The organism is Fructilactobacillus fructivorans, from assembly GCF_001434095.1.
Taxonomy (GTDB): Bacteria; Bacillota; Bacilli; order Lactobacillales; family Lactobacillaceae; genus Fructilactobacillus; species Fructilactobacillus fructivorans.
This window is the reverse complement of sequence record NZ_AZDS01000003.1, coordinates 160295-175618: the sequence shown is the minus strand read 5'-3', so window position 1 is coordinate 175618 and position 15324 is coordinate 160295. Positions and strand designations below refer to the sequence as shown.

At 38.0% G+C, this 15324-nt stretch carries 12 protein-coding genes and 1 other annotated feature; all 12 genes read right to left on the bottom strand.

Annotation, left to right across the window (positions count from 1 at the left end):
- Positions 1 to 69: 69 nt before the first annotated feature.
- The gene (yfmH, locus tag FC73_RS04340; protein WP_010021991.1) at positions 70 to 1356 is read right to left on the bottom strand and encodes an EF-P 5-aminopentanol modification-associated protein YfmH; all 1287 of its coding nucleotides are present in this window, start codon (positions 1354 to 1356) and stop codon (positions 70 to 72) included.
- Positions 1349 to 2611 (bottom strand): EF-P 5-aminopentanol modification-associated protein YfmF, encoded by a 1263-nt coding sequence (yfmF, locus tag FC73_RS04335; RefSeq protein ID WP_010021989.1) that lies wholly within the window; start codon positions 2609 to 2611, stop codon positions 1349 to 1351. Before yfmF ends, yfmH begins: the two co-directional genes overlap by 8 nt.
- A gap of 67 nt (positions 2612 to 2678) precedes the next feature.
- Complete coding sequence (gene minD / locus FC73_RS04330; protein WP_010021987.1) at positions 2679 to 3482, bottom strand: septum site-determining protein MinD; 804 nt, start codon at positions 3480 to 3482, stop codon at positions 2679 to 2681.
- Positions 3482 to 4162, bottom strand: coding sequence for a septum site-determining protein MinC (locus FC73_RS04325; RefSeq protein WP_010021985.1), 681 nt, complete (start codon positions 4160 to 4162; stop codon positions 3482 to 3484). Before FC73_RS04325 ends, minD begins: the two co-directional genes overlap by 1 nt.
- 18 nt (positions 4163 to 4180) lie before the next feature.
- Positions 4181 to 4729 (bottom strand): rod shape-determining protein MreD, encoded by a 549-nt coding sequence (gene mreD / locus FC73_RS04320; protein WP_147299366.1) that lies wholly within the window; start codon positions 4727 to 4729, stop codon positions 4181 to 4183.
- The gene (gene mreC, locus FC73_RS04315) at positions 4713 to 5561 is read right to left on the bottom strand and encodes a rod shape-determining protein MreC (protein WP_010021982.1); all 849 of its coding nucleotides are present in this window, start codon (positions 5559 to 5561) and stop codon (positions 4713 to 4715) included. Before mreC ends, mreD begins: the two co-directional genes overlap by 17 nt.
- Before the next feature lie 60 nt (positions 5562 to 5621).
- Complete coding sequence (locus FC73_RS04310) at positions 5622 to 6635, bottom strand: rod shape-determining protein (RefSeq protein ID WP_081454153.1); 1014 nt, start codon at positions 6633 to 6635, stop codon at positions 5622 to 5624.
- A gap of 99 nt (positions 6636 to 6734) precedes the next feature.
- Complete coding sequence (locus tag FC73_RS04305; RefSeq protein WP_010021979.1) at positions 6735 to 8075, bottom strand: bifunctional folylpolyglutamate synthase/dihydrofolate synthase; 1341 nt, start codon at positions 8073 to 8075, stop codon at positions 6735 to 6737.
- Between the two features lie 50 nt (positions 8076 to 8125).
- Positions 8126 to 10792 carry a valine--tRNA ligase gene (locus tag FC73_RS04300; RefSeq protein WP_010021977.1) on the bottom strand — a complete coding sequence of 889 codons (2667 nt, stop codon included), beginning with the start codon at positions 10790 to 10792 and terminating at the stop codon, positions 8126 to 8128.
- A gap of 36 nt (positions 10793 to 10828) precedes the next feature.
- Positions 10829 to 11032: a binding site (T-box leader), on the bottom strand.
- A gap of 42 nt (positions 11033 to 11074) precedes the next feature.
- Positions 11075 to 12298 (bottom strand): tRNA uracil 4-sulfurtransferase ThiI, encoded by a 1224-nt coding sequence (thiI, locus tag FC73_RS04295; protein ID WP_010021976.1) that lies wholly within the window; start codon positions 12296 to 12298, stop codon positions 11075 to 11077.
- A gap of 36 nt (positions 12299 to 12334) precedes the next feature.
- A complete protein-coding gene (locus tag FC73_RS04290; protein WP_010021973.1) occupies positions 12335 to 13480 on the bottom strand; it encodes a cysteine desulfurase family protein in 1146 nt (381 codons plus the stop codon).
- 122 nt (positions 13481 to 13602) lie between these two features.
- Entirely contained in the window at positions 13603 to 15321 is a 1719-nt protein-coding gene (ezrA, locus tag FC73_RS04285; RefSeq protein WP_010021972.1) for a septation ring formation regulator EzrA, read from the bottom strand.
- Positions 15322 to 15324: the final 3 nt, after the last annotated feature.

Sequence of the window (15324 nt, the reverse complement as noted above, 5' to 3'; positions counted from 1 at the left end):
GTAAAACCCCATTGTTTTAGATTTCATTGCAAGTATATCACAACGCATTGTTTTAAAAAAAGATATACGTTAAGAAATGACCTTTAAGGTCGTTCTCCCAAAGTCAAAGAAATATTTAGCAAAATCAATGACTTCACTAAGTGAGAGCTGATTTAAGATCTGAACTTCATCAAAAATATTCGTGTATTCATTTAAGGGATCGCCCATTTGATTAGCAATCGCTGAATTAGAATTCATGACCGAAATTGATTGGCCAATTTCCTCCCGTTTAATTAAATTGAAAATCTTAGTTAACCCTGAAGCATCATCTAAAGCTCTTTTAATTTCACGTTTAATCGACTGCTGGAATAACTCAGGGCGATCGGAATCCTCAGCGAAAATCACAAATTGACAGCCTGCTTCCATATCAAAATCATACCCAAAAGAATCATTGATGATGCCCTCAGAATATAGACGTTGATATGACTCTGAATCCTCGGAAAAAATCATGGATAGAAATAATCCTAGGGATAATTCATTCTTGGAAAATTGGGGACCGTAAACTCGATCACTTGGTCCCCTGAAACCAACCGCTACTTTACCAGTTGAAAGATTCATTTCAGAATAATCAGATGCAACAATGGGACTCTTCTGAATTGCCTCATTAGTTTTTTGTTTCAACGTTGCGATCTGTGTTGGATTAATTGGCTTGATCGCTTTTTCGAGATCACTAATCCGCGCAATGGCCTGGTCTTTATCAACCTTTCCTACCAACATTAAATCCATGTTATTAGGAACATAATACTGACGATACATGGCGTACAAATCATCAGCAGTAATTTCAGCGATCGAATCAACGGTTCCAGCAATGTCATGGTCAAGTGGTGATCCATGATACAAATTACCAATCGTGTCGAAATAAATTCTTGAACTAGGATCATCTTGATACATAAGAATTTCTTGACCAATAATCCCTTGTTCTTTTTGGACTTTTTTCTCATCAAAATATGGATGTTGAACTAAATCAATTAAAATATCTAAGTTGTCATTAACATGACTAGTCGTATTAAAAAGATAGCTGGTTTGATCAAAACTAGTAAAAGCATTGGAATCAGAGCCAAATTTACCAAATCGATCACTAGAATCATAGTCATGCTTATCAAACATCTTGTGTTCCAAAAAATGTGCAATTCCAAGTGGCATCCCTTGAAGCTGATCACCATTCAATCTCACGTTGTTAATAGCACCAAAATGAACGTTTAAGATCCCATAGGTTGAATTAAAGCCTGGTTTAGGGTCAATCATCACCTTCATCCCATTATCTAAATCATAACGATGAATGGTTTCATTTAAATTGTCATACCGAACTTCAACCATTATTTGTTCCTTTCAATAAAAATCTTGTCTTTAACTTCATCATTGAAGCTACCTTACTTAAGTCGTCTTTAGTAACTGCCCTAATTTTTTGGATCCATTGGTCAACACTCAAGTCCATTCCATATAATTCATTCACAAAGTCGCCGTTCAGAGTCCTTCTCTGACTATCAAACTTTGAATCGTATCCATCGATAAGTGCCGATTTCACGTCCAAGAAGCGTTGATCATCGTATTTTTGGGCTTTAATTAAATCAATCTGCTGATGAATTAAAGCTTCAACCTCCTCTGCATCATCCGCATTAATCCCGCTTTCAATTGCTACATATCCAAGGGTAGAATTGTAACTACTTGAAATATAATATGCCAGACTGTGCTTTTCACGAATATTATGAAACATCAACGACTGTTGCATCCCACCAAGTAATGCATTCATGACGATGGCAGAAAAATAATTGCGATCCCCAATCAAGATGGGAAAATCAAACGCCAAATCAAGCTTAGATTGTTCACCCTTGATGGTTTCCACCTTACTTTGTTCAGATGATTGACCTAACTCTGGTTTTATTTTCGAACTAAGATCTGGCCGTGGTGAAAACGCCAAATGATGCTGAACATCCTCAATTTGCTTCGGAGAGAGTTGTCCTAGGATTGAAATATGAATTTCATCATTTGCCAAAGTGTTCTTCAATTCATTTAAAACATCTTGATTTTTAAGGCTCATAACCTGTTGGGGACTTCCAATCACTGACTCTGAATAGTTAGGTTGACCGTAAAAATATAGTTCACGAGTTCGTTTTAGGGCATAATAACGACGATCATCACTAAGTGAATTCAGGTACTGAACGAGATTATCCCTTTGAATCTGAAACTGATCATCAACATATTGATGATCAGCTTGATTAGGATGAAAAATCATTTCAGCAAGAAAAGCAAGAGCTTCATCCAAAACATCTGAATTATCCAACGTGAAATCATTATTAACAAAACTCATCACAACTCTTAAAACACTTCGATTGCCAATCTTAAAGACATTAGTACCAAAATCAGCACCAAATAGTTCAGAAAGTCTTCTAGCCACTTTAAGTTTCGAATTATACTTTTGACTGTAATTTTCCATCATTTCAGCTACCATTGCTCTAGCCGCAAATTTTCGATGGTCTAACGGTCCCACAAAGTCAACCGTCATCGCGGTTGTTTTAAACTTGCTACTCTCATGAACGTTCAAATGAACGCCATCTGTCATTACTTTCTTCAAACCAATTCCTCCAAAACAAAAAGTTCTCCTAGAAAGAATTCTAAGAGAACTTTATCAATTAGTACAACTAATTCTTTGTAAACACATGCTTAAATTTTGACCAGAATCCTTGTTTCTGTGGTTTGATCTTCATCAAAGGAACGGTTTCACCTAACAAACGACGCGCAATATTTCGGTACGCCGTTGAAGCAGGATCATCCGTATCTAAAACGACTGGTTCACCGTGGTTGGATGTAGTAATGACCTTATCATCATCAACTACAACCCCAAGTAAACTAATTCCTAAATGATGAGTAATTTCATCAACATCCATTACATCACCATCATCCATCATGCTAGGACGAACTCGATTAATGATCAAACTGGGTGTCTCTTTTAAGGGATGCTTCCCTAATAAGCCCACAATGCGGTCAGCATCACGAACAGCCGAGATTTCAGGAGTAGTAACCACAATGGCACTATCAGCACCAGCCACTGAATTCAAAAATCCTTGTTCAATTCCAGCCGGACAATCAATCAACACGAAGTCAAATTGTGGTTTTAACTCATCAACAATTTCTTTAACTTGATCCTCTTTTAGAGCTGTTTTATCTGTATTTTGTGCAGCGGGTAATAAGTATAAATTATCATCAAACCGTTTGTCTTTTACTAGGGCTTTCTGAAGCGGAACTCGACCATTTGCGACATCGACAATATCATACATAATTCGATTATCCAAGCCAAGAACAACGTCAAGGTTTCTTAGGCCGATATCCAAATCCATTAGGCAGACACGCTTACCCATCAAGGCTAAAGCAGTCCCGATGTTAGCAGAAGTAGTTGTTTTACCAACTCCACCCTTTCCAGAGGTAATAACGATTGCTTTTCCCATTATTCAGTTCCTCCTATTCGATTATAAAACTTTGGACTAATGTTTTTAATCTCATCTAAATTGCCATACTCGATAGTATGTAGGTCATTAATGTAAATTACGGTACGGCTATTTTCAGACATTCTATCTTTATTATCACTCACAATATCAAACTGTTCACCAATCCGAACTTGTTGAGCATCATTTAAGTTTCCGATCACAAGGGCTTCTTCATCATTAGGGAATCCAGCATGAACGATTCCTTTAACATACCCTAAGTTATAAACGTTACCACCGGCAAGTAACTTCCCACCTTCATGTATTGCTCCACAGAATAGCACGTCACCCTTAACCATGACTTCTTCGCCATTTCTGATGGTTTTCCCAATTACTGAAACCTTATTTAAATCACGAATGCGATAGGCCTCTGAAGTTGTAACTACATCGGCCATAAAACGTCTAATACTCATTTGTGGATACTTGGAAACGATCTCCCTTAACTCTTGCTTTTGGGCTCCGGTTAAGATGCGATTCCCGGTAAAGACATCGAAGGAAAATTGTTTAGTGTTTCCTAGTTCCTTACCACTACTCAGTTGCTCCATTAAATTCTTAAACTCATTAATGTCACTGTCAAAATTACTGGTATCAGAAATATTAATCTCATAACCATTCTGAGTACCCTTTAAAACTACGTTCTCCATACAATCAATGCTCCTAGTTTAACTAAAATAATTGAAAAGTGCCCTGATTGGGAAATAAAGAATAACAAACAGGATCAGATTCAATACTAACGTTGGCCCCAAGGTGTAAATCAATAACTGAGTTCCACTAAGAGACGCAATGTGGGCAATTCGATCACCCAAGTAACTCAAGACAAATACCACTAAAACATCCCCCATATAAATTAGGGATGAAGTTACCAGGTTTTCACGAACAAACTTAAAAACAATGCGATTAATATAAACCACCAGTGGAAAGGCAAACATAAAGATTCCAACGATTCCAACGTAATAAACATCGTAGACGATTCCAATTCCTAAGGCCCACCATCCAATATGAAGTTTTTCGTGGCGCGCAAAAAGCGTTGCCATCACTAACCACATTAAAGTTAGGTATGGTACCATCGAAAATTTTTCAAAAAGTACTGGTGAAAAGAGTTTAGAGATTGACCCCTCTAGTAGGAATGCAATTACCAATCCAATTGGAAATAAGAATTTCAAACGGGATGGGCGACGCATCGTACGCCCTCTTCTAATCCTTCTTGCCAATTACGGTCACCGCCTCAATATCATCCATATTTGCAGCTGGCTTAATGTTAACTTTTTCAGAAATGCCATCACTATTCTGCTTGGTTCCGGCCACTTTTCCTACAAAAAGTCCTTTGGGAGTGACACCACCAAGACCATTTGTCATGACTTTCGTCCCCGTCTTGATTTTATCCTGATTAGTGACACTTCCCATTACCAACTCGTTAGTATCACGATTATAGCCATCAATGAGACCATTAACAACTTTCTTTTGTCCCTGAACTTGAACAGAGAAACGACTAGCGTTATCACCTTTATCTGTGATTAATTCAACTTTACTATTGGTTTTGTTGACTTCGGCAACTCGACCTACTAATCCTGAATTAACGATTACAGACATGTTCTTTTGAACTCCAGAAGCTGATCCCTTATTAATGATCAATTGGTTCAACCAAGAAGATGGCGTTCTAGTAATTACACTAGCATTAATTGATTTGTAGTCCGTGGGAGTTCCTTTAATATCCAACTGTTGTCTTAATTTTGTATTTTCATTTTCAAGTGCTTGATTTTTAACTTGAGTTTGAGCTAATTGTTCAACTTGACCCTTTAAATGATTGTTCTCCTGATAAGTGTTTAATAAATTACCAGTTGCACCAAAGAGTGAACCAACACCATTCGCAGAGAGGCTAACAATCCGATCACCAAATCCAACAACGTCATTTCCTACCTGCTGAATCAATGGAGGAGTAGCACGGTTTTTTCTAACTGCCACTGACCCACTAATCAAACCTAAGCCAATAATTAAGCAAACGACAATGATTACTAGCTTTCGACTTGAAAAAAACTTGTGCATAATAATCCTCCGTGCGTGCTTAAAATAAATAAGCGGGAATTAAATCCCCGCTTATCCAGTTTATTTTTTATTCATTACTTCAATACTCTTAAGTGATTCACCCGTACCAATGGCAACACAATCCATAGGATCCTTAGCAATGGTTACGGGAACTTGAGTGGCATCTGAGACTACTTCGGGGAGATTCTTAAGTAATGCACCACCACCAGTTAACACAATTCCATGATCAATCACATCAGCCGAGATTTCGGGTGATGTTTCTTCCAAGGTTTCTTTAATTGTGGTAATAATTTCAAGAATATCTTCATGCATCGCAGAAGCAACATCTTCAGCAGTGACTTCAACTGATTTTGGTAACCCCGTCAGAAGGTCTCTTCCACGAACGGTTTCATCACTCATATCTTTGGCAGTGCCAATTGAGGCAGAACCGATTGAACACTTAAGATGTTCAGCGGTGGGCTCACCAATTAAAACGTTATAGTTTTTTCTAATGAAAGTAACGATCACTTCATTAAGTTTATCACCAGCCATTCGAACTGAACGAGACGAAACAATTCCGCCAAGAGAAATGGTTGCCACATCAGTAGTTCCACCACCAATGTCAACTACCATACTACCAGTAGGATCCATCACTGGTAATCCCGCACCAATAGCTGCAGCGAATGGTTCCTCAATTACATAAGCATCTTTGGCTCCTGCCACACGAGTAGCATCAATTACGGCGCGTTTTTCAACGGCTGTAATTCCACTAGGAACACAAACCATTACGTATGGTTTGGCCCCGTGGTTGCCAAGGGCTTTATCAATATAATACTTCATCATGGCTACCGTAGTATCATAATCAGCAATTACCCCATCCTTCATTGGGCGAATGGCTTCGATACTAGCTGGCGTTCTGCCAATCATCGATTCTGCTTCCTGTCCCACAGCGACAACTTCACCGGTTTTGGTATTTTTAGCAACCACAGATGGTTCTCGTAAAACGATTCCCTTTCCATCAACATATACAATGGTATTAGCGGTTCCTAAATCGATTCCGATGTTTTTCGTACCTAATCCGAACAATTTATTCATCCCTTCAATTTTTAAGTTTTAAATTTTAAGTTATTACTTTGATAAGACTAGTATATCATACTGCATTTACATCAGTCAGGAATATAAAGCCAAATTTAGTTACTTAAGTTTTTCTTCATTTTCTTTAATTAGTTTCCGAACTTCCGAAATAAATAAAAGTGAACCAGTGACTAAAATCAATCGTTGCTCATTCTTACTTTTCAAATCTTGATCAATCGCTTGCTTTAACGCCAGCTTCCAATCACTAATGAATGCGACGTGGTCACTGCCAGAAACATCAAGACCATTGAAATCAGCGCTGGCCCTGTTTTCGTTGGCAGTAAAACGGGTCAAAATAATGTCAGCATTAGGAATTTGATTCACAATTTTAAACATCTCTGGGTATTGTTTGTCAGCAAAAACTCCCATGATAACGGTAAGGTGATAGTCTTTCCATTGACTATAGGAAGCCCGAATTGCCGAAAACAGTTTTTTAATGGCGGGAACATTATGAGCTCCATCAATCATAATTGGAGGGTTAGGTTGAATTAATTCCATTCGTCCAATCCATCGCGCTTGAGCAATTCCTAATCTGACGGCCTTTTCGAGTTTCCCTTGATCTTGGTTTAAATAATTAGAAGCATAAATCAGGAAGGCTTCGATAGCAATGGCGGCGTCTTCCATCTCAAAGCTTCCAATTTGTTTCATCGTGAGATTCTTGATCCTAAATTTGGAACTCATAAAATCAAATTGGTTTTGCTCTTGAGGAATAAAACGGTAATCTTCCCCTTCTCTAAAGATCGGGCTTTGAAGTTTCTGAGCCGTCTTCTCAATTACCTCACGTGGTCCCCTTTTAATTTTTCCAATCACACACGGACGATTGGGTCGAATAATACCAGCTTTATTATCAGCAATTTGTTCTTCAGTGTCACCTAAAAGTCTCATATGATCCATTCCAATGGTAGTGATAACTGAAAGTTGAGAATGAACCACATTGGTAGAATCAGACCTTCCCCCAATTCCTGCTTCCACAATGACAATGTCAACCGGATGGCTTTGAAAATATAAAAACATCATGGCACAAATGATTTCGAATTCTGACGGTCCAAGAGATGGAGTTGTTTGATCAATTTGATCAACAACTGGCTTGATTTTTTGAACAAGTTTGCGAATTGCTTCATCAGAAATGGGAACATTATTAACACTAATTCGTTCATTAAACCTAATCATAAATGGTGAGGTAAACGTTCCTACTGTCAACCCAGCAGCTTGGAGCATGTTACTCAAGTAAGCTACACAGGAACCCTTCCCATTCGTTCCTGCTACATGAATACACTTTAATTTGGCTTCTGGATGCTTTAATTTTCCCATCAAATGTTCCATTCGTTTAGTGGGAGGTTCTTTTTTAATGCGTGGCCGCCCGTGAATATAATTCAAGGCGGCTTTATAACTAGTAATCATGGTCTTACATCTCCAAAAATAAAGCTCAGCTTGTTAGCTGAGCTTTAATGTTATTTATTTAGAGCATCCTCAACGTCTTTTAAGCGAATCTGAACGGCTTTAAGTTTATTTTCATTATCCTTCTGCTTCTCTTTTTGTTCGTTTACAACGGCTTCAGGAGCATTTTCAACGAATTTTTTATTAGCCAGCTTTTTCTGTGCCCGTTGAACTTCTGCTTCAAATTTTTGAACTTCTTTTTGCAAACGAGTTTTTTCATCATTTAAATCAATTAGTTCATCCAACGGAATGCTGATCTCAGCATCCGTAATCACTGATGTCATGGCCAACTTAGGAATGTTAATATCAGTCCCAATTTCTAACTTGTTGGGATGACCAAATCGGTCAATGTAGTCACTATTATCTTCCAAAACCTTTTTCAATTCTGGGTCATCAGTTTTAACCAAGATATCCACTGGGCTTGATAATGGTGCATTAACTTCAGAACGGATATTTCTAACCGCCTTAATAACATCAATTAAATGATTCATGTCGGATTCAGCCTGTGAATCGTTAAATTCGTCATGATTTGCCGGATAATCAGCGACTACCAAAGACTTTCCAACATGTGGCATTGAAAGCCAGATTTTTTCGGTAACAAATGGCATCACCGGTTGAAGTAGTCGCAAGATTTGATCAAGGACGTACGCCAAAATGTTTCTAGTATTTTCCTTGGCCACTTCGTCTGAACCAGTTAAAATTTCCTTACTCATTTCAATGTACCAATCACAGAAGTCATTCCAAATGAAATCATAAAGAGAACGGTTAGCTTCACCAAAGTTAAACTTATCGTATTCTTCGGTAACGTGGTTTACCACATGATTCAGCTTTGAAAGAATCCAACGATCAGCTAAATTCCATTCAGATTGTGCTGGCAATTTTGGCTGTTTCATATCACCGAGGTTCATGATGACGTAGCGACTAGCATTCCAAATTTTATTAACAAAATTCCAAGCTGACTCAACTTTACTGTAACTGAACTTCATATCTTGGCCAGGAGTTGTTCCAGTTGAAAGACACCAACGTAATGCGTCAGCCCCATACTGATCGATCACATCCATCGGATCAATTCCATTTCCAAGTGATTTACTCATCTTAACCCCGTGTTCATCCCGGATTAAGCCGTGAAGAAGAACGTTTTTAAAGGGACGCTTACCAGTGAAATGTAAACTTTGAAAGATCATCCTAGAAATCCAAAAGAAAACCAGGTCGTATCCAGTAACCAAGGTATTCGTTGGGAAATACCGTTGGTAATCCTTAGAATCAATGTCCGGCCAACCAAGAGTCGTAAACGGCCACAAAGCTGATGAGAACCATGTATCGAGTACATCTGGATCTTGGGTCCAATTTTCTGGATCCTTGGGAGCCTTTTCACCAACATAAATTTTGCCAGTTTGATTATTGTACCAAGCTGGAATTCGATGTCCCCACCATAGTTGTCTTGAAATGACCCAATCATGAACATTTTCCATCCATTGCATAAACGTATGCTCAAATCGTTCTGGAATGAAGTTAACGGAATCCTTGGTCTTCTGATTTTCCATTGCCTTTTGAGCCAATGGTTTCATTTTGACAAACCACTGGGTCGAAAGCCGAGCTTCAACCTGAACTCCCGTCCTTTCAGAATGACCAACAGAATGGACAATTGGATCAATCTTAATCATCAATCCCTGATCCTTTAAGTCTTTTACCATGGCTTTGCGAGCGTCAAAACGATCCATACCGTCGTACTTACCAGCATTTTCGTTCATGGTTGCGTCTTCGTTCATGGTATTGATGCGCTTCAAATCATGTCGATTTCCAACCTTAAAATCGTTAGGATCATGAGCGGGTGTAATTTTAACCATTCCAGTTTCAAATTCTGGATCGACGTATTGATCAGCAATAATTGGAATAGTACGGTTTACAAGTGGAACCACCACTTTCTTACCAACTAAATCCTTATAACGTTCATCGCTTGGATTAACGGCAACTGCGGTATCACCCATCATCGTTTCAGGTCGAGTAGTGGCAATTTCAATGTAATCTTTCCCATTGAACTTCGTATCATCAGCAAAGGGATACTTAACGTGGTAGAAGGCCCCCTGATCATCCTTATGAATTACTTCAATATCGGATAATGCAGTGCGAGCCTTAGGATCCCAGTTAATGATGTATTCCCCACGATAAATCAATCCTTGATTATATAGGTCAACAAAAACCTTGCGAACAGCTTTTGACAAACCATCATCTAAAGTAAATCGTTCACGGCTGTAGTCAAGTGATAATCCTAGTTTAGCCCACTGCTTATGAATGGTATCAGCAAAATCATCCTTCCATTCCCAAACCTTATCAACAAACTTCTCCCGACCAAGATCATAACGAGAGATTCCTTGTTCATTTAACATGGCCTCTACTTTGGCTTGGGTTGCAATTCCAGCATGATCCATGCCTGGAATCCATACGGTATCGTATCCTTGCATCCGTTTCTGTCTGATCAGCATATCTTGGAGGGTCGTATTCCAAGCGTGCCCTAGATGAAGCTTACCAGTAACATTTGGTGGAGGCAAAACGATTGAATATGGTTTTGCTTCTGGGTTCCCACTGGGTTTAAAAACATCTTCATCAAGCCATTTTTTATACATCCCTGCTTCAACAGAAGTGGGATCATACTTCGTTGACATATCAACTTCTCTTGCCATTTCTTCACCTCATTATAAAATAAAAGCATCCGTCCAGAATAGGACGAATGCTCGCGGTACCACCTAAATTGAATTATTACTAATTCCAACTTAACTAGATAACGGCTAGTACCGATTACATCTTTATTAATTCAACATAACTGCTCACAAGCAACATTAATCGTTTTAACACATGAATTTCTCAGCTTTCATTCACTCTCTGTGTGTCCTAACAATTAAACTCTTGATCAATGCATTTAACATAATAAATACTACTTAATTTAGGATGCTTCGTCAACCACATTAAAGTAATTCTGAAAAAACATCTTCATTAGCGTTTAGATAATCATCATCAGGATGGATTTTACTAATCTTAATACCATCGAGAGCTTCTTTCATTAATCCATCAACATCAATATTTTGTTCAAACTCACGAGCTTTTTCCACTTTAGGCTTAGTCTTGGGTGCGGGTGGAGTAAAGATGGTACAGCAATCTTCATAAGGAAGAATTGATAAATCATAAGTATCAATTTGCTCTGCAATCTTAATGATTTCAGTTTTATCCAAAGACAGTAGTGGTCTAAGTACTGGCAAGTTGGTGACATCGTTAATGGCACGCATACTTTCAAGCGTCTGAGAGGCAACTTGCCCCAAGGATTCTCCTGTGAACACACCATCGCAGTGACGTGCAATGGTAATTGCTGCGGCAATTCGTAACATCATTCGTCTTTGAACCGTCATCAAGTATCCCTCGGGAACCTTTTCCTTAATCTCTTCTTGGATCTTAGCAAACGGAACCTGAATAAAGTCCACGGTTCCACCTAAGGCAGAAAGCTTAGCGGTTAAATCTTTGGCTTTGGCTAACGCCTGTTCGCTAGTATATGGAGGACTGTAAAAGTGAATCATATCTAACTTAACTCCGCGCTTCATTGCCATGTAGGCAGCTACTGGTGAGTCAATTCCACCTGATAACATCATTGTCCCTCGTCCACCAGTTCCAACTGGTAGTCCAAGGGCGCCTTGAATGGTCTGACTAGACAAATAAATTCCTGACATTCGAACATCAATTTGTAAATTAATGTCAGGATGCTTCATTTGAGCCTCAATTTCCTTTAAATGATCTAAAACATAACCACCTACTTCATCATTCATTTGATAAGTATTTAATGGATAATCTTTGTTTTGGCGATTCGTGGAAATTTTGAAAGTTTCACCATTTTTAAATTGGTTTGAAATCATTTCTAAAGCGGTTTCTTGAATTTTTTCAATTGGGGTATTTTTTTCTAATTTAACGACTGGCGAAAAGGTTTCAATTCCAAAGACCTTTTGCAAAGCGTCCATGACTGGTCCTGCATCCTGGTCATGCAAGCTAACGTGCATTCGGTCACGTTGGGCATCTACCGTGACTCCGTCAAACTGCTTTAAGACCTGTCTAACATTATGACCTAATTGACCAATGAAAACCTTTCGATTTTTCCCCTTGGTTGATAATTCACCATAACGGACCATAATTTCGCTGTATTTCACGTTCTCACTCCTTTATTATTTAATAATTATTATTAATTAGCTTAACTTTTTGAATTCTTCGTACAACTGATCAAACACTTGGTTAAATTGATTAGCTTCCTCTAAAGTATTTTTGTCGCCTAAAGAGATTCGAACTGCACTTCGTGAAATACTAGGATCGATGCCCATAGCATCTAACGTGCTAGCCGTCTCCTCCTTCTTAGATGAACATGCACTGGTGGTTGAAATGTAGATTCCATGTTCTTCAAACGCATGCACAATTGTCTCACCTTTAACACCCTCGACTGCAAAACATAAAATATGAGGAGCAAAATGATCGGATAAACCAGAAAAAGTATGCACCTTATCAAATTTTGTAATATGATCATAAATTTGTTTTCGAATCTTTTGCTCGCTAGCGACACTTTCAGTCTCATGATCTGAAATGATTCTCAAAGCTTTAGCCATTCCAGCAATGGCTGGCAAATTTTCGGTTCCACTTCTTTGACCGCGTTCTTGACCGCCACCATCCATTAATGGGGCAATCTTTCGGCCATTTCTACCATAAATTAGTCCAATTCCTCTTGGAGCATGAAATTTGTGTCCTGAAAAAGTGACAAAATCAACCCGATCATTAAAAACGAGATCATGGAGACCCTTTCCCACGGCTTGAACAGCGTCAACATGAAAGTGAATCTTAGGGTACTTTCTTAAAACATCACTAATCTCATCAAGTGGTTCAACTGCTCCCATTTCGTTATTCACTGCCATAATGGAGACTAGAATAGTATCCGGTCTAATCGCATTTTCTAAATCTTGAGCTGATACTCGTCCTTCTTTATCAACGGGAAGGTAGGTAACATCGAACCCCAGATCCTCTAACGCGTGCATCGAATTCTTAACAGCTGCATGTTCAACCGAACTAGTAATGATGTGTTTTCCAAATTGATGTTTTTCCTTAGCAGTTCCTTTGATAACCCAATTATCACCTTCGGTTCCACCACTGGTGAAATAAATTTCATTGGGTTCCACTCCTAAAAGTTTAGCAATTTGGTCCCGTGACTGACTCAATAGATTAAAGGATTGTTGACCAAAGTTATGAAGACTGGAAGGATTTCCCCATATTTTTTCACTTACCTGATTATAAGTGTCCAGAACTTTACTATCCACTTTAGTCGTCGCACTATTATCAAAGTAAATCATTATGGCATCTCCTCTTATTTTTAATTCGTTCAAATTACAACAAACTTCATTATACCAGCATTACATCATAATAAAAACAAGTTGAATTGAAATTATATAATTTCAATTCAACTTGTTTTTTATTATTTTTGGTTTTGTGAATCCTGTTTATTTTTATAATAGGCATTTTCAATTCTTTTATATGATCCCGGATTAGCCTTATCAATTGCCGTTGCAATTGTCTCTAGACTTTCAGGGTACTTATATTCATCATCAAAAAGATGTTTAGCTTTAGAAAGGGCACTACTAATCTCTGGATTTGAATTGCGGTAACGGTTAGCGTACTGCATGACCTGCTCTGCTAGAGACGAACTATCAATTAAATCATCAGTTTTTTCTTCGAGGGTATCCCGATCTGATTTAATGACACTAAGCTGTTTTTGCACATCATCCATACTGATCTTAACTTTATCCATGGTCCGGTTCAAATCTTTAATTTCATCAGCAACAATTCCAAAATAATCAACATAGTCCTGGGAAATTCCCGGTAAATTCAATTCATCAATCTTACGCTGAATACCATGAAGTTCTAAGTCCAGATCATCTAGGACTTGATGAGCCTTTTGCTCTTCATCCTTAAAGTCGGCCACTGAATCATTAATTAAGCGTTGTTTCTTTTCAATTTCATTGAGTTGACTATCACTACTGGTGATGTGCCCCAGAATATGAGTATAAATGGCTTCCTTATTATTGATGGCATCGCGATCTTTTTTATACGTGTCCTCAATTTCATCAATTTGTTTGCCAAGAGCATTCGCATTGTCAATCTCACCATGTTCTAACGAATAGTTATGACTTAGTCGATCTAACTCTGAAATTAAAATCTGATTCTGTTTTTTGGCATGCTGAATGTATTCACCGGTAATTTTGAAGTTCTTATCAACCTTTTTCTTAGCGACTAACTGCTTTTCCATTAAGTCATAAAGCCGATCAATTTTAGTTTCAATCTCATTATCCGAATCTTCCGCTAATTTTAGATCCAAATGGGCAATGTTTTTCAGATTATCCGAAACCGCACTTCTTAATTCTTCGAGTGAAACATCAAATTCATCATCTGCAAATTCATAGCCACTTGCATTCATCTTGGCATGGGTTGAACTAATTTCTTCAATCTGATTTTTGAATTCAACGTTATTAGTAGCAAAGATATGAGGGATCTTTTTAACGTCTAACTCAAGTTGGTCAGTTGATTTATTTAAATCCCCCAATATCTTATCGGCCTTTTCATGATCCCCATTTTTAGAAAGACTAGAAAAATCATCAAACGTCCCTTCGATGGTCGATAATTGATTTTCTAAGGCATCAATAGCTGGACCAAAGGAAGCATTTTTAGTCAATAACTTTTTCCTTAAATCTTTATAACGTGCCTCCAGATCAGTAATGGCCTTTTTATGTTCAGAATTTAACTGATTCATTTTGGCTAAAAATTGACGAATGACCTTCACATCATCTTCAGCCGTATTGACGGATTGTTCAGCTTCAGAACATTCATCACGAGTTTTAACAAAATTAACTCCTTTTGAATCACTTTTCACAGCTTCAACATTCTGCTTGATGGTTGGAATTAAATTGTTAGTAACATTATTAAAATCAGCCTGAGCACTATTAACACTACTCAGTGAATCTCCCGTTAGACCAATATCCTTTACCTTGTTAATTTCATTCTGCAGATTCAGATCATTCAACCGCTTAACGCGGCCCTCGATTCCTTCTGCAATCTTTAATAAATGATGTTGATACATGACAACTGCAAAATAAATCACAGCTACTACAACTAAAATTCCAATAATGACGTTAACCATTAA